The sequence below is a fragment of the Deinococcus pimensis DSM 21231 genome (assembly GCF_000519345.1).
Lineage (GTDB): Bacteria > Deinococcota > Deinococci > Deinococcales > Deinococcaceae > Deinococcus_A > Deinococcus_A pimensis.
Genome location: NZ_KI912671.1, coordinates 274037 through 294588 on the forward strand (window position 1 = coordinate 274037; position 20552 = coordinate 294588).

The following is a 20552-nucleotide window of genomic DNA, read 5'->3' on the forward strand; positions in this document are numbered from 1 at the left end:
GTGGTCCTTTCTTGGGCAGCGGTGCGTTCGTGCGGACGCTCCGGGCGGCCACGACGACGCGCGGCGCGCGCCTGCGGGGCGGGCGTCGTCCTCGTGATCTGGTCGTGGGTTTCTGCGCGGCGGTGCGTTCGTGCGGACGTTCCGGGCGGGCAGGTCCGCTGCCCGCCCGGTGACGTCGGACGCTCCGCGGCGCGCTTTACTTGAGCGCGGCCTGGAGCTGCTGCATGTACTCCTCGGGGCTGAGGTCACCCGTCACGAGGGGTTGCACGTTGTCCTGCGAGATGGCGGTGGCCTTGGCGGAGAAGTACCCTTCGAACCACAGGTAGCCCTTCTTGGCGGTGTTGAGCTTCTGCTGGGTCATGGTGGTCAGCGCGGGGACGCTGGCGGGCATCTTGGAGACCTTGAAGCCGGTGAGCATGCCGAGCTCGCTCATCGCGCGGTTGGCGTAGTTGCTGAAGACGTACTTCATCCAGTCCTGGAGGGCGGCGTCGTTCTGCGACTGGTTCACGGCGACGGTCAGGCCGGTGTTGATGCTCCAGTCGTTCGTGGTGCCCTTGCCCCCCTTGACGGCGGGGATGTTCATGAAACCGATGTTGTTCGCGCCGATCTGGTTGCGCTTGGGGTCGTTGAAGGTGCGCAGCTCCCACGAACCCATGTAGAACATGGCGGCCTTGCCCTGGAGGAAGGTGTCGACGGCGGTGTCGTAGTCGATGGTGTTGACGCCCTGCCCGAAGTAGCCTTTCTTGCCCATGTCCTGCACGACGCGGGCCGCTTCGACGAAGGCGGGGTCGGTGAGTTTGAGGGTGCCGGCTCGCACGCGGTCCATGGCGTCCGCGCCGAGCTTGCGCGCGGCGTACCCGCCGATGAGCCGCGTCAGCGGCCACTTCTGCTGGCCGGAAGCGGCGAAGGGCTGGATGCCTTTTTTCTTGAAGACTTCGGCGGCGGCGAGCAGTTCGTCCCAGGTCCTGGGTTCCTTGACGCCGCTCTCGGCGAAGAGTTTCTTGTTGTACCAGATGCCTTCGATGTTGAGCTCCAGCGGAAGGCCGAGCAGCTTGCCACCCTGGAGTTTCTTGTTGATCTCCACCGCGACGGGGTTGAGCTGGTTGATGATGCCGGCCTTCTTGAAGGTCGCTTCGAGGTCCATCGCCTGGCCCTGCGCGGCGAGTTGTTGCAGGAAGGCGGGTTCGCCGATGGAGTAGAGGGTGGGGAGGCTCTTGCTGGCGGCGAGCAGCTGGAGCTTCTGGGTCATGTCGGTGGTGTTGTTCTGGTACTGGTACGTGAAGGTCGGGTGCGTCTTGGCGTACTCGCGGGTGAGTTCGCTGATGATGCGGGTGTAGCCGACGTCCTCGTTCTGTCCGGAGAGGAAGACGAGGGTCTTCTTGCCCTGCGCGCCGGCGAGGGTGGCGGTGGCGGTGAGCAGCAGCGCGGTCAGGGTGAGGGTGGTGCGTCGGGTGGTCATGCGGGTCTCCTTGGGTTGAGGGACGACAGGGGGCTGCGGGCGCTGCGTGGCAGGTCCGTCGGGCGGTGGTGCGGGTTCTTCAGGCGGGTTGGGTCAGGTGGGTTCCTTTCGCGAGGGTTCCGAAGTCGAAGGCGCACTGCACCGCGAGGCTGGCGGCGCCGCGGGCCCAGGGGGTGAAGTCGTCGTCGGCCCAGGCGTCGATGACGATGGGCAGTTGGTCGCCGAGACCGTCGAAGGCGAGGGTGCGGACGGTCTCGCGGAGGGGGTCGAAGAAGTGCGGGCCGAGCCGGGTGGCTTCACCGGCGATGATGATCAGTTCGGGGTTGGTGGTGTTGACGAGGTAGGACAGGTGCGTGCCGAGCAGACGTCCCGCGTCGCCCAGCGCGTGCGTGGCGTCCGCGTGGCCTTCGGCGGCGAGGGTGACGAGCGCATCGATGGTGGGGACCCGTTCGGTCAGGTCGGGGTGGTGCTGGTGGAACTGGGCGAGCAGGGCGGGTTCGGCGACGTAGGCTTCGAGGCAGCCGCGTCGTCCGCAGGAGCAGGTACGACCGCCGGGGGTGATGACGTTGTGGCCGAACTCGCCGGCGCCGCCCTGACGGCCGCGGTGAAGTTCGCCGTTGAGGACGAGGGCGCTGCCGAGGCCGCGTCCGAGGGCGACGGTGAGGAAGTGCCGGGCGTGCTTGCCGTGCCCGAAGAGGCGCTCGTACGCGGCGAGGCTGTTGACGTCGTTGTCGATGTGGGTGGGCAGGCCGGTGCGTTCGCGGACGAGCGGCGCGAGGGGCACGTCGCGCCAGCCAAGCAGGGGCGCGCTCGCGACGTTGCCCCTCAGGGCGTCGATGACGCCGACGAGGCCGATGCCGACGCCGGTGACACGTGTGGGGTCGACACCTGCGAGCTGGTAGAGCGTGCCGCAGACGCGGGCGATCTGCGTGGCGACGTGGTGGGCGTCGTGGGTGTCGAGCTTCTCGGCGTGGTGGGCGAGGACGCGGGTGGAGAGGTCGGTGAGGACGCCTTCGAGGCGGTCCTCGCGGAGTTTGAAGCCGACGGCGTAGTGCGCGGCGTAGTCGACGTCGAGGAAGATGGGGCGGCGTCCGCCGCTGGCGCCGGCTTCGCCGGTGCTGGTCTCGGTGAGGAGGCGGTCCTCGATGAGTTCGGCGGTGATGCCGGTGATGCTGGCGCTGCTGAGGCCGGTGAGCTCGACGAGCTGGGTGCGGCTGGTGGGGCCGAGGCGCCGGAGGTGGTTGAGGATGACGCTGCGGTTGTGGGCGCGTAGGGCGCTGGGGTCGCCTTTGGGGGGGGCCATGATCCACTCCGTTGGTTTGCTTAGTTTGTGAGACAACCTGAGCGTAACACCCGGAATGATCGTGGTCAAGCCACACCTCGCCTCCCATCCGGACGGTCGCCCGAGCGTCTGACTGCCCAGGACGCCGCACGAAGGGGACGGCGTCGAGGTGGTCCTTCGCGTGGGCTGCCCAGTCCTCCAAAGCGCGTGTGTGAACGGCGGTGGCGAAGTACCGTTGACGTGATGCAACTGCAAGATGGCCGGGTCTCCTTCTCTCTCGACATCACGAACTACCAGTTCCCCCAGATCGACAACGACGCCTGGGAGGCAGACTGGCTCAACATCCGAGTTCGTCTCCAGTACGCCGAGCACACCTGGACCCACGACGACCCGTCGCTCACGACCTTCGAAGTACAGGCGTGGACAGACTGGCTCGAAGACGTCGCTCAGCACCTCGACACTTTCGCCGCGTGGAGGCGCTCGCGCCTCACCACCATGATCGCGTTCACCGAGCCGAATCTCTGTTTTGAAGTGCTCGACCATCACCCGACAGGAGCGCCTGCCACTCTTCGGGTGTACCTTGGACTCGAATCACGACCACCGTTTTTCGCCCTGCTCAACCATGTTGGGCCGGACAGCAACCCGGACGATGTCTGGATCGAATTTCCCCTCGACGGGCGAACGCTCCGCCGCACGATTGACCGGCTCCGAGAGCAGCTGGAGCGCTACCCGGTCCGGGTCGGGCTGCCGCACATTCCGCCTACGACTTGACCAGGCGCGCGAGCATCAATCGGATCATGGCAAGGTACACCAGCATCTCCGTCGTTTCGGGCAACGCCTCGTAATCCCGCACCAGACGGCGGTTCTTAACCAACCAGCTGAACGTTCGTTCCAACACCCAACGCCTCGACATCACGTTGAATGTCGCGTCAAGGCCCAGTGTCTCCAACAGTTCCGGATGGTTCCGTTTGATCTGCCGCCTCCACGGGTACACGATCTCCAACACCACACCGACGGTCGCGTGCACGTGCACCCAACGCCGGAAGCCTCCCGTGTACCCTTGATCCGCCCAGACTTTCTCCAGCTTCAAATACTTGTTCTTGATGCCGTCGAGGACGAGCTTCCCACCCTCTCGATCCTGCACATCCGCCGGATGAACGACGACGTTCAGCACGAGACCGATAGTGTTTACCAAGACGTGCCGCTTCCGGCCGTTGACCTTCTTCGCACCGTCGAACCCCCGTAGTCCACCCGTCTCACTTGTTTGATGCTCTGACCGTCGAGGAGGCCCGCGCTGGGTTGAGGGTCGCGTCCCATCCGTTCGCGGAGCATCTCGCGCAGCTGGTCATGCACGCATGGCCACACGCCAATGAGTCGCCAGCGACGATAGTGGCTGTGAACGGTGGACCAGGGCGGGAAGTCAAGGGGCACCATCCGCCAGCGGGCAAGGCCACCAACCGCTTTGTGGCCTGTTCTGCCCAAGACGGCGCAGCCAGTACGGAGCAGGTACAGGATGGCGTTCACGATGACGCGGCGCGGCCAGCGACGGGGTCTGCCCTTGCCACAGGGGGGTGGAAGCAACGGTTCGAGGAAGGCCCATTCCGCGTCGGTCAGGTCAGTATCGTAGCCTTGTCTGGTCAGGCCTCACGGTAGGTGGAAACGTCGTGCGGCACATGACTACGCCTTTCACACACGCGCTTTTGCCCTCGACGGGCCCCCCCTCAACGTCCGCTCCGGTCGCGTCGACATTCAGGGCGGACGCGGGAGAAGTCGTTCCTGACCGACACGGCTGCGCGGGCGGAAGTCGAGTGGAATCTCGCCGAGAACCGTCGCATCAGCGACGAGGATGCCGTCGTGGGGGCGCGAGCGGCAGCGCCTCACCCATCTCGCCTCGAGCCGCCCGTCCTCCTCACACTGAACCGCGCGCCTCCTAACGACCCCAAGGCGAACGGGGACACGCCGTGTGACCACGAAGAGATGCTCGCCTTCGTCCGGTCGAACACGAACAGCTGTGCCCTCTCGATCTGGGTGCCCAGGACCACACTTCTTCACTGCGTCAGGGCAGGTCGAAGGGGACCAGGTCGGCGATCGTGCGAGTGTGACCCCGGTGTAGGAGACGGTTCGGCACGGGCGGTGCGCATTCGATCCACGGCAGGGTTCGCGCGCGCCGGGGAGAGGCCAGCGTACCGTTCATCTCGAACAGCGCGGCGCTGGCGTGGTGCAACTGATCACGAGCTCCGGGAGGCATGACGAGCTGGAGGTCGTAGGTGCACTGCGGGCCGAGTCCGGGGACGTCGTGGGTGTCGTGTCGTTCGAACTCGACGACGTAGACGTAGGCGAGGGCGTGCAGGTGACCCAGGAGGACGGTGGTGATGCCGGGATCCGTCGCCTCGGGCGCGGAGTCGACACGCAGTGCGATGGCCGGCCCTGACGCGCCAAAGTGTCGGTCGAGCGGAGGGCGCTCGTGGTCGGGCAGGACCCGGACCTGCACTCCGTGACCGGTCAGGCGGTCAGCCAGGGCGGTCGTGTCAGCTTGGAGCGGTCCCAGCGGGAGTTCCAGCAATGTACGGGCTTGGAATGGACCGGGACTGTGGACAAAGACGACGCGCCCACGCTGCCCGGGGCGCACATGCGCGGTGAGGGCCGCGCTGAGATGTTCGCTGTAGTGTTGACGCCAGTCGAGCCCGGTTCCGGTGTCGTTTTTGGGTGCAAATAGTTCTACCGTGGCACGCGGGGGCGGTGTCGTCAGGATGGGGAAAATGCCTTTTCTGCTGGGAAGTTCTTGGTGAATGGTCCGCGTGGCAGTGATCACCTTCTGCCCTCCTGGACCTCCGGTCGGGACGTGTGGATCATGGGGTGATGGTACGGGCCCGGTGCCAGAGTGGCCCGACTGGAACGCGACAGGCTCGTGAAATCTGTCGCTAGCCGTGTGCCCAGCGTTGCCACAGCAGGAGGTCCGACAGTTGGTACACGAGGAACGCCGTGACGAACACCGCGCGGAACCGCACGCTCGACGTCATCGCGTACCCCAAATACGCGATGAGGGGCGCCCGGCCGTCGGTGCGGTGGACCGGGTGGGTCAGCGTCGGCTCGGTCATGGGTTCAGCAGCCCTTGATGAAGAACCCGGCGATGGTGGCGCAGCACAGCACGGCGATCATGCCGATGAAGCCGCGCTTGAGGGCGACGGTGGAGTCCATCTGACCGAAGTACTGGTTCCAGCCCCAGATGGCGATGCCGGCGGCGAGGGCGACGCCGACGAAGAGGGGGTTGGTGACGAAGCCGAGCAGACCGCCGCCGTTGGTGCCGCAGATGCCGTTCCTGACGATGTCAGTGGGGTCGTTCTTCCCGCCGGACGTCTGCGCGAGCGCGGCGCTGAGGGTGAGCAGGGCGCTCATGGCGAAGCCGGGGCGCGTCCACGCGGCGCGCGAGGTGCGTGGGGAGCGGGCGTTGTCCGTCATGCTGTTCCTCCTTCGATTTCGCCGGTTTCTTCGTTCCCGGGCGAGTCCAGCGAATCTTACATGATGCAAGTATTCCTATCAACTCGTATACTCCACGCATGACTCCAGGCACCCCGGAGCGCTCCACCGACGACATTGCCGCCCGCATCAGCCAGGCCATCGGCGAGAACGTCCCACCGCCCGACGCCCCCGACTTCCCGTCGTTCCTCACCCGGCTGCGCCAGACGCACCCCGTGTACGCCGAACTCCTCGAGGGCGCCCTCCCCCACTCGCCGCCACTCACGCGGGTTCCCGCCCCACCCACGAGCCTCAAGGTCCGACTGCGCGAGGCGAGACGCCGCGCCGCCGAACGCCTCTGGTGGCGACCGAGCCCGCTCGGCAGACTCGTCCTCAACAAAAGGCGCGGCCCCCTCGTCCTCACCACGCTCGCCCTGCTGATCTTCGGCGCGTACACCGCGTCCTACTTCGCCCGCCCCACACCCGAACCACGCGAGACCGCCGACCGGACACCCCCGACAGACGATCCCGGCCCCCGCCCCCCCTCCGCCCCCCTCCCTTCGGGCTCCCCGGAGGCGGACGTCGTCGCGGCCGCGACCGACACCCCGAAACGGCAGCCCGGGCCGGGCGTCACGAGTCCCGCACCGACGAGCACCCCGTCAAGAGCGGACACGCCGTTCACGTCCGGCGTCCTGCCACCCGTCGAACCACCGCCCGACCCGACCCCGGTCCCGCTGCCCGTCCGTCCTCCCGTGAGCGTGCCTGACGTGACGCCCGGACCACCACCGTTCGAGAACGCATCGCCCACCCCAGCCGGGAGTGCCCCAGCTACACGCGTCGTGACGGTCCCCACGCCCCTCGACGCACCGGTCCCGCCTACGGACGCGCCCCTCCCCCTGCCGATCAGGCAGGACGACGCGTTCGGCGGTGAAGCGAACCCAGACCTCCAGGGGCAGCCGCCCGGCGCATCACCTGACAAACGGGAGGTCCCACCCGCAAGCGGCGTGATCTACACGGGCGGCCGCGCCGCACCCGACGAGCCGCCTACGTCCGGAATCGTCTACCGCCGCGAAGAACCGCCCGGAACGCCCGACGGGACGATCAGCGGGACCGGCGAGACCACCTCCGGCTCCGTTCGCGCAGCTTCCGCCGTGAACGCGGCGACGACGGGAGTGCTGTATACCGCGCGTCGAGGAGGGACAGACCGGACGCCGACGGGCGTCTTGCACGCCGGGAAGCCTTCCACGAGCGACGCCGCGCGGGACCCGAACGTGACGATCGCGGCGACGCAGACGCCATCGACCTCAGACCTGGACCTCCGGGACGTCGGGCTGGCGCCCGTCACGGCCGTCGACGCGACCCTCGTCACGGTGCTGGAGGCCCCGCTGGACCGCGAGGTGCCTGCCGTCGCGCAGTCCGAGGAGGGTGTCTGGGTGGGCACAGCCCGGGCGGACCCCGAGACCGGACGTATGGACGTCCGCTTCGACCGGCTCGTGCGCGAGGAACGCGTGATACCGGTCGACGCGGTCGCGTACGACGTGGCGTACAACCTCGGCTTGGCTGGCACCGTGCAGGACCGCTCCCCGGCCGTGCTGCAGGACATGTTGCGCACGTCCCTCGCGGGCCTCAACGCCTACGCCCAAGGCCTCGCGCAGGCTGGAAGCACGACCGTCACGAACGGCGCTGTGGTGACGGACCGCGCGACGCCATCGCTGGGTGCCGTGCTCGCCGGAAAGATTGGGCGGCTCTTCGAGCTTCCCGAACGCAACGTGAGCGTCGTGCGGACTCTTCGGATTGAGCGAGGCACCCAGCTCCTTGTCATGCGAGGTGTTACGAGGGGAGAGAATTGAGCTCTCCCCTCACTCGGGCACTTTAGGAACACGATTATGAGTCGTGTGCTCTAGAAGTCATCCCAGAAACGAGTTACTTGATCAGATCGGGTCGAACAGCCATCTGCCGCCTTCGAACTTTAAGCTCAGGGGTCGAGCTCCTTTCGTCAACGTATCCCACACCGCCATGAACGCTGTGACCTGAAGATCCTGCTCAAGCGTGTCCACGTATAGGCCCTCCACACGCGTGACCTGGACAAAACAGTCCTGAACCACGCCCTCTGAACGTGCGTAGTCCAGCGCTTCGCGGCAGCCCAGGACGACCGCTCCCACCCAGTCCTGTGCTTGCTCCGCCGTCAAGGCGTGACCGTTCCCTCGAATGTCCACGTCCGCCACGAGGGCAACGTCTGTCAACATCGCTCCACATCGCACTTCAACGGCCACCAGGCCGTAATGACCTACGCCACCAGCTTGCCGCGCCACCCTGTATTCGCCTCTGACCATGTGACCGTTATTCTTGCTCAGCCGCCCGGATCAGGATGACCAGCATGCCCAGCTGCACCATGCCCAGGAAATTCTCGACGTGCCGTTCCCAGCGCACCACCAAGCGGCGGAAGTTGTGCAGCCAGGCGAACAGCCGTTCCACTCGCCACCTTCGCTTGTATCTGCGAAGAGGTCGCCCGTCCTGTGATTGGCGGCGGTTCTTGCGGTTGAGCGCGATCATCTCGATGCCGAGTTGGGCCAGCTCGGCATCGAGGATGTCGCTGTCATAAGCTTGATCGCAGATCAGGCGACGTGGAAGATCGAAGCCGAAGGTCGCGTCGAGCGCATCGTGGACGAGCGTGACCTCGTGCGGGGTGGCGCTGGCGACGTGCACGGCAATGGGGAGGCAATTGGCGTCCGTGACGGCCATGATCTTGGTGCCTTTGCCGCGCTTGGTCTTGCCGACGTCAAGGCCCCTTTTTTCGAACTGGCGAAGGTCGCGTCGATGTATGCCTCGCTGAGGTCGAAGTGACCCTGGTCAGCGAGCAACTCGTACAACCTCCCGAGGGCGCGGTCGAGAACGCCTGCAGGCACCCATTCTTGAAAGCGGCGGTGGCAGGTTGAGCGCGGTGGGTAGCGGTCTGGAAGGTCTTTCCAGGGTGCGCCGGTCCGAAGGATACACAGAACGGCGTCAAGGATGGGGCGGTTCGGAGTGCGAGGCCGCCCCTTACCGTCTGTGCGGCGTAGTGGGTCCGGGAAGAGAGGTGCGACGAGATGCCAGTGCTGGTCGGTCAACTCCACCGGGTCATACTGCTGGACGTGCATGAGCACGACGGTGCGGTTGAGGCCGCACCATCCGCGTTATTGGGATGGCTTCTACTGCAGGATCATGTTGACGGCAGGAACGCGCGGTAAGCCCGGCGACGTCCCCGTCGTGTTCGTCCTGGTTGACAAGGCTGGCGTCGCTTCGGATGGGAGTGGTGTTCGCGGTTCGTCGATCAGCAGCAGTCAATGATGAGGTCAAGTTTAAGGTGTCGTCCCCCCTACCCCACGCCACGCTTGTCCTCACTCGTCCGGAGTCGCGGCACGCTCGTCGAGGCGACGGGTCAGCTCCTCAAGCACCCGCCGCAGTTGCGGTTCGCGGTCACGATGTTGGACCAGCGCGTCGGCAATGGCGCGTTCGATGTCCTCAAGGCAGCGGAGTTGTTCGGCCGCAACGTCTCGGGGCAGGGCCAGCGCGTGACGCCACGTGCGTCTCAACCGCTCGTGCAGGTGCTTGAGCATCTCCGCGGTGTCGTACTCCGCGTCGTGGATGAAACGTGGACCCTGACTCACGGAGGGAGTATCCGAAGAACGACCCTCATCGGACATCCACCTTCGGATGGAGGACACGCTCGGGCACAATGACGTACGACTGAACAGGAGGTGAAGTGGTGACGCAGTGGGCGCTGGGGAAGATGATCGTGAGTGACGAGCTCGAACGGCTGAACTTCGACGTGGTGCACGGCTTTTTGACGACGGCGTACTGGTCGGTGGGCGTGTCCCGCGAACTGGTGGAGCGCGCGGCGCGGCACTCGGTGCCGTTCGGGGTGTATGACGATGGCGCGCAGGTGGGGTACGCGCGGGTGGTGACGGACCGGACTCGCTTCGCGTACCTCGCAGATGTGTTCGTGCTGCCGACGCATCGCGGACGCGGATTGGGGGCGCTGCTGCTGTCCTGCGTGCTGGAGCACCCGGAGTTGCGGGATGTGCGGCGGTTCCTGCTGGTGACGACGGACGCGCACGGCCTGTATGAACGGTTCGGGTTCACGGCATTGACGCGACCCGAGAAGTACATGGAGCGCCTCCGGCACCCGGGAACTTCGGACGACGCGGAAGCGGCCGGACGGCCAGACGGCTCGGCGGGTTGAGCGTGCGGCGCTTTAACGACAGAGCGCCGGGCCCGTGACGCGGTCCACGCTGGCTGCCCGTTGGCGGGACGCGACTCAACTGCCACCGCGTGTCGCGGCGCGTCCGCACGCATTCCGAGCGGCTCAGCGTCCGGCGACGGTCATGCTGGGACACTCAGGTCGTCCGCCGGGGACCATCGTGATGGCGATGAGCAACGACGCTTTTACCGTCACCACCCTCGAGGAACTCAGCCGCCTCTACCCTGCCCCGAGCGACCGGGCAACGCGCAAACAACTCGATCACCTTGACGCGCACGGTCAGGCGTTCATCGCCGCGTCTTCCTTCCTCATCATCAGCACCTTCTCCGACGTTGGCGCGGACTGCTCTCCTCGTGGAGATCATCCGGGTTTCGTCCAGGTACTCGACGAGCGCACCCTGCTGCTGCCTGACCGACGCGGCAACAACCGGTTGGACAGCCTGCGCAACATCGTATGTCAGCCTGAGGTGGGGCTTCTGTTCCTCGTGCCAGGTGTGAACGAGACGTTGCGAGTCAATGGCGCCGCGCGGATTTCCACGGATCCCGCGCTGCTCGAACGTTGCCGCGTGCAGGGGCAGCTTCCCGTGACGGTGCTGATCATCCAGGTCCGCGAGGCCTTCGTGCAGTGTCCTCGCGCGCTTGTTCGCTCGCAGTTGTGGGACCCTTCGCGGCACCTCCCACGTGGGCAACTGCCGAGTCTCGGGCGGATGCTGGCCGACCACACGGGAGGCCTCGTAAACGCGGAGGAGTACGACACGGAACACGAAGAACGACTTCACCGCACCCTCTACTGACCGTGGACACGCTCGAGCGGGAAGCGACCGGGCAGGACGCGACTCAGCGTCGCCGCAAGAACGAAGGCGGCAGCACGGAACACGGGACGGACGGGTCGTCGTTCACGAGCAGCAATGGGTGTGCAGCCCAAACGTTCGGGCGCCCTTCGGCGCCGATCGGTCGTTCCGGAGGTTACCGCGACGGTCGTGAGCCGTCCGTCGTCAGGGCGCGCCTCGCTTCGGTCGCAAGTCCACGTTCCGAGGAGTGTTTCCGCCCGGCAACCGGGCTCCTCGATCGCGTTGATCCTGAGCTGGTCGGACCTTGCCGCGCTCAGCGGCTGTCCGCAGCCACGTCTCCTCAAGGTCGATCGGCCTCGCTGCCGATGTGACGAGTGGGGAAACTTGGTCCTCCATCGTCCGGTGGGCGCGCAGCTCGTCCTATTGGCCGATGCGGAGTGCCGGCGCGCTGAAGGACAATCCAGGCATGCGGTGACGCGTTCGACTTCAGGCTTCGGCCTCGCGTCGCGGTGAGGCCCGGGCCCGAGTGAAGGTCCGGGGCCTCGTTCTTGCTCGTGGCCGAGTTCCGCTGCGCCCTTGCGCGAGGGCCACCTGTTTTCGCTTTTCATGCACCTGCTTCAGGAGTACACGTTGACCCCCGATGCGCTCGTCCCGCCCACCTCGCACGTCCTGCTGGAGCTGCTGGAGCTGCTTGACCTGCAGATGCAGCGTCACGCGTGGCTACTCAGCGTCCCACCGTCACGGCAGCACCTTCCGGCTCAGGCGCTGTCTCCGAATCTGCTGGATCACCTGGCCGCTCTCGACTATCGATCGGTCGTCGCGCTGCTTAACGATCGTCGGACATCCGGACCGTTCGGGCTGGTGATGTGGCTCACGCGGACGTTCAAGCGGCAGCTGTTCGACGTCAATCAGTTCATGACGTTCGACGCGGTGTTGGAGCGCGCGGTGATCCGAACGTACGACAGGTGTCTGCGTGACGTCCGTGAAGCCCTTGTCGCTCACGTCGGCGAGGCTCGCCGTGACGCTCTGCTCAGCGTGACCCGCGCTCATCAGCGTCGTGGCTTGCGGCTCCTCGCGCGTCTGCGCAGCACCTTGCCGCAGCTGCGAAAAGACGACGCCCTCCCAACGGTCGTCTGCGCGCAGTACGCTCCTGAGCTGCAATTGATGATGCTAGGACTGGACGGTGTCCGTCTGCGTGGTCCGGTGCTGGACGTCGGCTGTGGTCAGGACGGCCGGCTTGTCCGGCATCTCCACGAGCAGGACGTCCAGGCATTCGGCGTTGATCGGCTCGTTCAACCGGGCGACAGGCTGTTCGAAGGGGACTGGCACGACCTCGCGTTCGAGTCGGGCACGTGGAGCTTCGTGGTGTCGCACATGGCCTTCTCGAACCACTTCCGGCATCATCACCGGCACGTCACCCCTGAGACGCGCCGGTACGCGGGGACGTACCGGCGGCTGCTGCGATCCCTTCAGCCCGGTGGAATCTTTGCCTACACACCATCCCTGCCGTTCGTCGAGGCCCTCCTGGCTGAAGACGAGTACGTCGTGACGACCCTGCCGAACGCCGACCCGTTCGGGTTCACGCACGTCACCCGCCTGCGCTGAACGGCCCGTCCACGTCTCCCCTTGCGTCATGGACGGCAGGGCCTGTCGGCCGAGCCTCACCTGCGCAGGGCCGGGCCCGTCAGGTCCAGTTCACCGTTCCTCGAAAGGATGTCCGTATGCGTTTCTCCCGTGGTGTCACCCTGTCCTGCCTCTTTACCCTCACGACGGCCCTCGCGATCCTGCCGCAACTCGAACCGGACCGCTCCGTCACGTGCGCCACTTCGCCGCAGGACACGCCTTGCCGCGCGCCGAGCCTGTCGAAGGCGGATCAGGCGCGGTTGATGCAGGCGTCTGGCGGACGGGTCCTCGCATATCGTGAGGCGCTCTGGACGCCCAGCACCCGCGAGTACAAGCTCACCGGACGTGGCGCCACGCTGTACGTCACTGTCACGCGAGCCGGGGACGGCCCGTGGCAGGTCACCCGCGCCGCCCGCACGCCCGAACCGCGCGCGCTCGTCTCCGCTGGCGAACTGCGTGGCGGGGCGCCCGTCGCGGTCCGCGCGAGCGGCTTCCCGCCTCACACACGCGTCGTGGCGCGTGTCGGCGTGCCCGGGCAGGGCGCGGGACCGGTCTTGTCGGGCGGCGTGGTCGGCGCGGACGGTACGGTCACGTTGACGTTGGTGATGCCGGGCGTGTGGTCTCAGCTGGGCCTCACGCGGACCGGCGCAGTGCCGAGCTCCTCCGCGCAGGACCGTCTTATCACCGAATCCCATCTCGTGGTGCTGGTCGGTACGCCGGACGGACGCGTCAAGGCGCTGACGCCGCCCCTGCCGTTTCGTACGTTTGCAAGTGAGCGTGACTTGACCGAGCAGCACGACGGGCAGCTCCGCTTCCGGACGCTTCGCGGCGCGACCGTGCGGGAGTCGCCCGGTCACGTGGAGGTGCTGGAGGTCAACGCGTACGACGCCGTGACGGTGTTCGACGCGCGCCGGGTGCCGCGCCGGTCGGACGGGCCGACCGATGACGCGGCGTATGCGCGCGCGCTCGTGTCGCTGCATGAGGACGTCCTGCGGCCCTTCCCTCAAGGCGAGATGACTGTGGAAGGCGCGCTGGACACCCCGGGCGGGCAGGCGTGGCGGCTGCTGGTCCGCTCGGACGACCAGAGCCGGCCGGTGTACGTGCTGTTCCAGGGAACGGACGTGTGGGTGATGCAGACCAATCCTGCGCACGCGGCGCTGCTCGACGCGATGATGGGCACCCTTTCCGTTCGGTAGGATGACCCGTCGGACAGACTCGACGAGGTCCGTTAAACCGAAGCCGAGCGGAACGCGGCGCTGAAACAGGACCGGGGGCCCTGAGACTTCGGGGCCCCCGGTCACGTGACGGGTTACTTTCCGAGCGCGTCCCGCACGGCCTTGATGACGACGTCGGGGCGTTCCACCTGGATGTTGTGGCCGCTGCGTTCAGCCATGACGAGCGTCGCGTGGCTGGACAGCGCCGCCAGTTCACCCTGAAGGTCGGCCCAGGCCTGCTCGAACTGCGTCGCGACGTCCTTGGAGACGTTCGGCGGCGTCGCCGCGACGTTCACGCTCGGGTCGCGGCGCACCACGACGAGCTTCAGGTCGCCCAATCGCCGCAGCGGCTTCCAGCGTTCGCTCAGGGTCGCCTGGTATTCCTGTCCTGCCGCGACGATCTGCTTTGAGTCGGACAGCAGCAGCGTCCGGAACGCTTCCGCGGCAGGCGCGGGAAGACGCGTGTCGAGCGGCATGACCGCGTCCGGGTTGCGGGCCGCTTCGCCCGACTCGATGGTCTTGCGCAGCTGCGCGAGGAACCCCAGGATCACCTTTGGGTCCTCGATCTTGTTGTACTCGGCGGGGAAGCGGTCCTTCTGCCCTTCGGTGGCCGAATCGACCAGCACGAGCGCCTTGACGTCACGGGGGTACCGGTACGCGTACTGCCGCACGATGACGCCGCCCAGGGAGTGACCGACCAGCACGTACGGCCCGGGGACCTTCCCCGCTCGCAGCAGGGTGTGCAGTTCGTTCACCAAGACGGACGTGGTGCGGGGCTTGGGGCTGACGTCACTCCAGCCGTACCCGGCGCGGTCGTACGCGCACACCCGGGTGGTCTTGGCGAGTTCCGGCTGCACCAACGCCCAGTACAGGCTGTTGGCGCCGTTCCCAGCTTCCAGCACCACGGTGGTGTCGCCGCTGCCGCGGCAGTCGAGGTGCAGGCGGTACCCGCCGACGTCCACGAGCTGACCTGTGGGGGGGAACTTCTCGGTGGCGTTGGGCGCGCCACCTCCGGCGAGGGCGGTCGTTCCGACCAGGGCGGCTACGCTCGCGACACGCGTCGCGGCGCGCGCGACCTGGGCGAACGCGAGGGTAGGCTGACGACGAAGGCGGATGGGTCGGTCAAGGTGATGGTCCGTCATGAATGCTCCTTCAGAAGGGGATGCTGCAGGGATCGCGGTGGCCCGTTGGGGCTGCGCTGGTCTTGAGGCCGAGGTCTTGAGGCTCGATCCGACGGACAGAAGGGCGGATCGAGCCCATGCTTGACCGCGTGGCCCGGTGGACGTGCCGGTTGTCCTCGATCCTGTGGGGTCGTGCCGGGAACGCAGGTGGCGAGAACGCAGACCCAGCGCGTTTGGTGAGCTTGAGCGGTCACGCTTCCGGCCGTGAGGTGGCCGACGACGGACCCGAACGGGTGGAGCGTCACGCCGGAAGCGTGGCGTGGCACGAGCGCTTCCGCGTGGCCGCGTCGAGTGCGCGGCGTGGACGTGCTGGTGGCGTCTTGTGCCTTGTCGGCGAGGATGATCGTGCGTGGCCTGCAAGACGTTGCGGAAAGGCCGTGAGCAGCCCGCGTCTGGATCGTTGCGGCGGGCGCCGCGCGGGTGGTGACCTGCAGAGGTTGATGGTCCGTATTGAGCGGCGTTCGCTTGGACATGCTGCTTCCTCCGTTCAGCGCAGCCTGACGACCCGCCGCGTGGAGATGTCGTCGGCAAATCGGACGCAGGCGGCGCGGCCCTGCCGGGTGAGCTCGTACGTCCAGCGGTCCGAGCGGGCCATCTGCAACACCCGTTTGACGAGCTTGACGTCCTCCAGGGCGAGCAGGACGTCCAGCAGCGTCTCACGGTCATGCTGGGGCAGCGCGACGCGCAGGGGACGCAGGCCGATCGGGCCGCCGCGAAGGACGCACAGGACGTCGAGCAGCGCTTCCTGGTCGGCCACGACGGGCAGGTGCTGGATGGAGCGGGGAGGTTGCGGGACCGAACGGAAACCGAAGGTGCGCATCACATCGTTCCTTTCACTGATCGGGAGACGCAAGGTCAGGTCGAAGGTGAGTGCCGTGCAGACGGGCGCGCAGGACCAGCGCGTACGTGGCGACGAGGAGGCCGCACATGAACGTCGCCGTGGATACGGACGTCGCGGCCATCGCGCCGCTCACACCGAAATCCCCCAGAGGCCGCAGACCATTCGCGAGGAGGGTGTTGAGGCTCATGACCCGTCCGCGGGTCTCGTCCGGGGCGAGCAGCTGCATCAACGTCACGGCGGTCGTGCCGACCACGTTGCGCGCCGCGCCGTGCACCAGCAGCGCCAGCACGGAGAGCGTCAACGACGAGCTGAGCGCGAACACCAGCAGCGCGAACGCCCACACCAGCAGCGCCACGAGGAACACACCCGCCTGTCGTCCGCTGCCCAGCCAGGCCTGCGTGGCGGACGCGAGGACGGTGCCGGCTCCCACCGCGAGGAACAGCAGCCCCAACCCGGACGCGTCGGCATGCAGCACCTTCGCGGCGAACAGCGGCAGCATCACCGACGGGGACGGGCCGAGCAGCAGCAGCGCCCCGTACCCGGACACCACCCACGGCAGCGTCCGGTGCTGCGCGACGACCCGCAGACCCTCCGCGACGGACGTGAACAGCGGCTGCCGCGCGGCCACGCGTGGCGGCTCGGCGGGCGTGCGCATCACCGCGAGACACACCAGCACCACCGCGAAGCCCACGGCGTTGAGGGCGAAGTTCGCGGTGAGACCGAACGTCGCGGCGGTCACCCCTGCCACGGCCGGACCGAGCGTCCCGGCGCTCGTCATCACCAGCGAGTTCAGCGCCGTGGCGCGCGGCAGGTCGTCCCGGGGGACGAGCCGGGGCAGCAACGCGGACCGCGCGGGACCGTCGAAGCTCGCGACAACACCGGACAGGAACGCGAGCCCCACCACCAGGGGAAGCGTCGCGGCGCCCGTGCCCGTCAGGACCGCGAGGACACCGGCGAGGACGAGGAGCAGCGTCTGCGTGACGAGCATCACGCGGCGTTTGTCGTGCCGGTCCACCACCCCGCCACCCACAAGGGAGAACGCGAAGAACGCGAGGGCCTGCGCGAGGGACACCGCGCCGAGCGCCACGGCGGAGTTGTGGCTGAGCTTGAGGACCAGCAGGGACTGTCCGACGACCTGCATGAACGTCCCCACCCCGGACACGGCCTGCCCGAGCCAGAGCAGTCGGAAGTCCCGGTGACGCAGCACGGCCCAGGGAGAGGGACGGTCGGACCGACGCCGGAACTGAGAGGTAAAGCTCTGCATGGCACGCCTCCTTTGCGCGTTGACTTGTCTGAAGGGTAGGCGGCACCCGACGCGGCCACATCCACCCTTTGGCGGTTGTCCCATCGGCCAATACCTCGCTCGCACGACCGCAGGAGTTGACGCGACCGAGCGTACGCTCGGTCGCGTCAGCCTCACCGCGCAGCCACACCAACCAGGGCGCGGTCCCGCGGACGCACAGCCCGGCGTTCGGTCAGTCTTTCGCGGGTCCCTGCGCCCTCAGGGCCTGCTGGGCCTGCTGTTCGAACCAGTCGGGCGGCAGACGGTCCACGTCCGCGAGCTGCCAGTCGAACGGACCGAACGGCGGTTGAGGATCGTACTCCAGCCATGCCTGCACGGTCTGCGCGTGGGTACGCTCGGTGAGTTTCGCGGCGAGGTGAAGCGCGCCGTCGATGCCGGCGCTCACGCCCGCCGTCATCAGGAAGCGGTCGTCCTCGATCCAGCGGCGCCGCACGTACCGCGCGCCGTAGCGCTCCAGCAGCTTCGCCGCGGCCCAGTGGGTGGTGGCGTCGCGGCCCTGCAAGAGGCCTGCCGCGCCGAGGATCAGCGAGCCGGTGCAGACCGACATCACGGTCGTGGCGTGCTCGGCCGCGTCACGGACGTACTGCAGGATGCGGTCGTCGTGCATCGCACGGTACGTCCCGGCTGTGCCTCCCGGGATGACCAGCACGTCAGGCCTGGGGACGTCCTCGAGGACGGCGGTGGCCTGCAGGCGGATCGGGACGTCCATCGCGACCGGTCGCGTGACGTCACTCACGACAACGGCGCGGTACCTTGGGCCGAGCGCGCCGAGCACCTGCAGCGGGCCGATCAGGTCGAGCGGCGTGCCGCCCTCGTACAGCAGAAACGCGATGGTTTTGGTGGTCGGGTCGGTGAGGTGGGTCATGGGGATCCTTTCGCTCCTCACCTTGAGGGACCTACCACGCGAACGACCGGGAAGTGCAGCATCTGTCCGGTCGCGTTCCGACGTCACCCGGTGTCCATGCGCTGTACCGCCCGCGTGACCGGCGCCTCGCGCGTGCTCGGCGGCGGCGTCGACCGGACCTACAGTCGCTTCACCGGCACGGTCAACGTCAGTGGCGCGTGATCGTCGAAGATCAGCGTGAGTTTGACCGTCTCCCCCGCTCGAGGTGGGCGCTTCAGGGCGGACAGCATGAGGTGGTCACCGCCCACGGGAAGGACGAGCTTTCCACCGGCGGGCACCAGCAGGAACGGCACGTCCTGCATGCCTGTCGTTGTGACGCCAGGGGTACCGGACGCGGCGTTCACCTGTCGCATCGGCACGACGGTCCTCGCCAGGGGGCAAGTGCCGCCACGCAACTTGAGGGGGCGACGCCCGGTGTTCACGATGGTCAGGTAGGCGCTGCTGTCGCTCATCCCCGGAGGGGTCGCCTGCACGAACGCGTTCAGCACCTTGACCGGCGCGGCGGGCAACCCTGGGGCAGTGGTGGGAACGAGCGCCGGTAGGCGGGACAGCGCTGGGCTGTGCGCGTGATGGTCGTGCGCGTTGGCGGGCGTGCATGACAGCAGGCCGAGCAGCAGCAGTCGTGATGCCAGAGACGTGAACCGGGAAGAGCCAGCGGACAGGGGTGGAATCATCAAGGCACCGACTTTCTTGCTCCCGACGACGCGGACACGTCGGGAGTCCAGGGTAAGCAACGAGGACAAGTGAGGTGGGAACCACGACCGCGCTTCAGGTGTGACGGACGACAACCCAGGGCGGCGGGGGCGTCGTGAGGCGGAGCGTGGCAGGGGGCTGATGCGTGGGCGCTCGTCGTGGGAGGAGCGCGGGCAGCACGATCAAGGATGCGCCGATCCGCTTGGCACGCCGTTCGGCTGCCAGGGCCGCGGTCAAGGCGTCCGGCGCGAACTCCACGGAGTGATAAAGGACCCGCCGTGACGCTGCGTGGCAGCCGCGCACTGCCCCTCGCGCTTGATCCGCGAGCGGCGCTGAGCGGGAATAGCAGGGGCCGTCGCCCGACCCTGGCAGGGCGGAAGCGGCTGGACGTCGCGTTCACGCGCGCAACGTACCGTCGCTCACGAGGCGGATTGTCCTGAGGGGAGGCAAGAATCCTCAAGGCGCGCGGAGACCATCACGTGGGAAGTCCACGTCAGGTGCTGGTGGGACGCTTTGCCACAAGGTCAGGCGGCCGACCCCCGAGGTGACACTCTCGCGTCCTCGCCAGCCAGGCGCGCTTCGCGTGGTGACATCCCGTAGGCCGCCTTGTACAGGCGCCGCAGTTGCCGAGCGTCCTGAAAGCCGACAAGGCGCGCGACGTCCTCCACGGAGCGGGCGTCATCGGCAAGCAGCGACCGCGCCGCTTCCAGCCGCAACGTCTGCTGATACGCGAGCGGCGTGAGGCCCGTCGCGGTCTTGAAGGCCTTGTGCAGCCCACGCACGCTCATGTTGGCGAGTCGGGCGAGCTTGTCAAGGGACGTCGCCGAAGCAAAGTGCTGCGCGAGATGGTCCTGCACCCGGTGCACCGCCGGATGCAGATGGTTCCGGTTCGCGAGGAACACGCTCTCCTGTGAAGCGTGACCCGATCGGCGGTGATAGACCAGCAGGTAGCGCGCGACCCGCGCCGCCAGCAGTGGTCCGTGGGCGCGTTCGAGCAGCGCGAGGGCCATGTCGATCCCGGATGTGACACCCGCGCTGGTGGTGACGTTCCCGCTCGTGATGTAGAGCGCGGCGTCCTCGACGCGGGCGAGCGGGTGGTGCGCGGCCAGCGCGTTCGTCACACCCCAATGGGTGGTGCATCTGCGCCCGTCGAGCAGCCCTGCCTGCGCCAGGACCAGCGCGCCCGTACACACTGAGGCGATATGCACGCCTGTCTGGTTGGCGCGGCGTAGCCACGCAAGTGTCACGTCGTCGGCCACGGGTTGGCTTGGGTACCCACGCTGCGCGTACGCGCCGGGCACGAGGATCAGGTCACCCGGATGCACGCGTGGAAGCGCCTCGAGGTCGCTGAGCAGCAGACCTTGCGCGCTTCGCACCTTCGGCTCGGACGCGACGAAGTGCAGTTCGTACGACACGCCGTACACCCTGGCGCCGTCGAACACCTGGGTTGGTCCGGCGAGGTCCAGAAGCTGCACGCCGGGCGTGACGAGCACCAGCACCCGAGGCCGGAACGGCACGGCGGTCGGTTCCTTGGTCATTCCGCCTCCCAATCCTCGTGAGCGGCCG

20 protein-coding genes and 1 pseudogene are annotated in these 20552 nt (G+C 67.5%); 6 read left to right on the plus strand and 15 right to left on the minus strand.

Going from position 1 to position 20552, the window contains the following annotated elements:
• Nucleotides 1–196: 196 nt before the first annotated feature.
• Both DEIPI_RS0121010 and DEIPI_RS0121015 read right to left on the minus strand, forming a co-directional pair.
• The gene (locus DEIPI_RS0121010; RefSeq protein ID WP_027483071.1) at nucleotides 197–1459 is read right to left on the minus strand and encodes an ABC transporter substrate-binding protein; all 1263 of its coding nucleotides are present in this window, start codon (nucleotides 1457–1459) and stop codon (nucleotides 197–199) included.
• Between the two features lie 79 nt (nucleotides 1460–1538).
• Nucleotides 1539–2762, minus strand: coding sequence for an ROK family protein (locus DEIPI_RS0121015; protein ID WP_027483072.1), 1224 nt, complete (start codon nucleotides 2760–2762; stop codon nucleotides 1539–1541).
• A gap of 222 nt (nucleotides 2763–2984) precedes the next feature.
• Between DEIPI_RS0121015 and DEIPI_RS33290 the strand changes: the two genes are divergently transcribed.
• Entirely contained in the window at nucleotides 2985–3512 is a 528-nt protein-coding gene (locus DEIPI_RS33290; protein ID WP_052351889.1) for a WapI family immunity protein, read from the plus strand.
• Here DEIPI_RS33290 and DEIPI_RS36940 read toward each other — a convergent pair.
• The 4 genes and pseudogenes from DEIPI_RS36940 to DEIPI_RS0121045 all read right to left on the minus strand — a co-directional run bounded on the left by DEIPI_RS36940 (nucleotide 3502) and on the right by DEIPI_RS0121045 (nucleotide 6200).
• A pseudogene (locus DEIPI_RS36940) lies at nucleotides 3502–4382 on the minus strand (IS5 family transposase). The gene DEIPI_RS33290 and the pseudogene DEIPI_RS36940 sit on opposite strands and share 11 nt — an antisense overlap.
• 415 nt (nucleotides 4383–4797) lie before the next feature.
• A complete protein-coding gene (locus DEIPI_RS38235) occupies nucleotides 4798–5553 on the minus strand; it encodes a hypothetical protein (RefSeq protein WP_157463861.1) in 756 nt (251 codons plus the stop codon).
• Between the two features lie 109 nt (nucleotides 5554–5662).
• On the minus strand, nucleotides 5663–5839 hold the full coding sequence (locus DEIPI_RS38240; protein WP_157463862.1) for a hypothetical protein: 177 nt from the start codon (nucleotides 5837–5839) through the stop codon (nucleotides 5663–5665).
• 4 nt (nucleotides 5840–5843) lie between these two features.
• Complete coding sequence (locus tag DEIPI_RS0121045; protein ID WP_027483074.1) at nucleotides 5844–6200, minus strand: hypothetical protein; 357 nt, start codon at nucleotides 6198–6200, stop codon at nucleotides 5844–5846.
• Between the two features lie 98 nt (nucleotides 6201–6298).
• Between DEIPI_RS0121045 and DEIPI_RS0121050 the strand changes: the two genes are divergently transcribed.
• Nucleotides 6299–8047: a TraB/TrbI/VirB10 family type IV secretion system protein gene (locus DEIPI_RS0121050; RefSeq protein WP_027483075.1), complete on the plus strand. Its 1749-nt coding sequence runs from the start codon at nucleotides 6299–6301 to the stop codon at nucleotides 8045–8047.
• 81 nt (nucleotides 8048–8128) lie between these two features.
• On the opposite strand, the gene DEIPI_RS0121055 is transcribed toward DEIPI_RS0121050, so the two are convergent.
• From DEIPI_RS0121055 to DEIPI_RS0121065, 3 genes are all read right to left on the minus strand, one after another.
• On the minus strand, nucleotides 8129–8443 hold the full coding sequence (locus tag DEIPI_RS0121055; protein ID WP_027483076.1) for a hypothetical protein: 315 nt from the start codon (nucleotides 8441–8443) through the stop codon (nucleotides 8129–8131).
• 94 nt (nucleotides 8444–8537) lie between these two features.
• Nucleotides 8538–9334 (minus strand): IS5 family transposase gene (locus DEIPI_RS36945; RefSeq protein ID WP_157463863.1). Its coding sequence is split into 2 segments (ribosomal slippage): nucleotides 8538–8974 and nucleotides 8974–9334, totalling 798 coding nucleotides; the frame shifts between segments, so codons are not numbered across the junction.
• Between the two features lie 240 nt (nucleotides 9335–9574).
• Nucleotides 9575–9844: a hypothetical protein gene (locus DEIPI_RS0121065; protein ID WP_027483078.1), complete on the minus strand. Its 270-nt coding sequence runs from the start codon at nucleotides 9842–9844 to the stop codon at nucleotides 9575–9577.
• 98 nt (nucleotides 9845–9942) lie between these two features.
• On the opposite strand from DEIPI_RS0121065, the gene DEIPI_RS33305 reads away from it, so the two are divergent.
• The 4 genes from DEIPI_RS33305 (at nucleotide 9943) to DEIPI_RS0121085 (ending at nucleotide 14046) form a co-directional block, all read left to right on the plus strand.
• Nucleotides 9943–10419, plus strand: a complete 477-nt coding sequence (locus tag DEIPI_RS33305) for a GNAT family N-acetyltransferase (protein WP_211238332.1) — start codon at nucleotides 9943–9945, stop codon at nucleotides 10417–10419.
• 187 nt (nucleotides 10420–10606) lie between these two features.
• Nucleotides 10607–11230 (plus strand): pyridoxamine 5'-phosphate oxidase family protein, encoded by a 624-nt coding sequence (locus DEIPI_RS0121075; RefSeq protein ID WP_027483079.1) that lies wholly within the window; start codon nucleotides 10607–10609, stop codon nucleotides 11228–11230.
• A 573-nt stretch (nucleotides 11231–11803) separates the two neighbouring features.
• A complete protein-coding gene (locus DEIPI_RS35915; protein WP_052351891.1) occupies nucleotides 11804–12832 on the plus strand; it encodes a class I SAM-dependent methyltransferase in 1029 nt (342 codons plus the stop codon).
• 116 nt (nucleotides 12833–12948) lie between these two features.
• Nucleotides 12949–14046: a hypothetical protein gene (locus tag DEIPI_RS0121085; protein WP_027483080.1), complete on the plus strand. Its 1098-nt coding sequence runs from the start codon at nucleotides 12949–12951 to the stop codon at nucleotides 14044–14046.
• A gap of 113 nt (nucleotides 14047–14159) precedes the next feature.
• Here the strand turns inward: DEIPI_RS0121085 and DEIPI_RS40490 are convergent, their stop codons facing one another.
• The 6 genes from DEIPI_RS40490 to DEIPI_RS33330 all read right to left on the minus strand — a co-directional run bounded on the left by DEIPI_RS40490 (nucleotide 14160) and on the right by DEIPI_RS33330 (nucleotide 20524).
• Nucleotides 14160–15206 carry an alpha/beta fold hydrolase gene (locus DEIPI_RS40490; RefSeq protein ID WP_027483081.1) on the minus strand — a complete coding sequence of 349 codons (1047 nt, stop codon included), beginning with the start codon at nucleotides 15204–15206 and terminating at the stop codon, nucleotides 14160–14162.
• A 526-nt stretch (nucleotides 15207–15732) separates the two neighbouring features.
• Nucleotides 15733–16065 (minus strand): winged helix-turn-helix transcriptional regulator, encoded by a 333-nt coding sequence (locus DEIPI_RS40495; protein ID WP_027483082.1) that lies wholly within the window; start codon nucleotides 16063–16065, stop codon nucleotides 15733–15735.
• 13 nt (nucleotides 16066–16078) lie between these two features.
• Nucleotides 16079–17350 (minus strand): MFS transporter, encoded by a 1272-nt coding sequence (locus DEIPI_RS33320; protein ID WP_052351892.1) that lies wholly within the window; start codon nucleotides 17348–17350, stop codon nucleotides 16079–16081.
• A gap of 211 nt (nucleotides 17351–17561) precedes the next feature.
• The gene (locus DEIPI_RS33325; protein ID WP_045234818.1) at nucleotides 17562–18254 is read right to left on the minus strand and encodes a DJ-1/PfpI family protein; all 693 of its coding nucleotides are present in this window, start codon (nucleotides 18252–18254) and stop codon (nucleotides 17562–17564) included.
• 158 nt (nucleotides 18255–18412) lie between these two features.
• Nucleotides 18413–18967 (minus strand): copper chaperone PCu(A)C, encoded by a 555-nt coding sequence (locus tag DEIPI_RS0121110; protein ID WP_084474701.1) that lies wholly within the window; start codon nucleotides 18965–18967, stop codon nucleotides 18413–18415.
• A gap of 543 nt (nucleotides 18968–19510) precedes the next feature.
• Complete coding sequence (locus DEIPI_RS33330; RefSeq protein ID WP_045234819.1) at nucleotides 19511–20524, minus strand: GlxA family transcriptional regulator; 1014 nt, start codon at nucleotides 20522–20524, stop codon at nucleotides 19511–19513.
• Nucleotides 20525–20552: the final 28 nt, after the last annotated feature.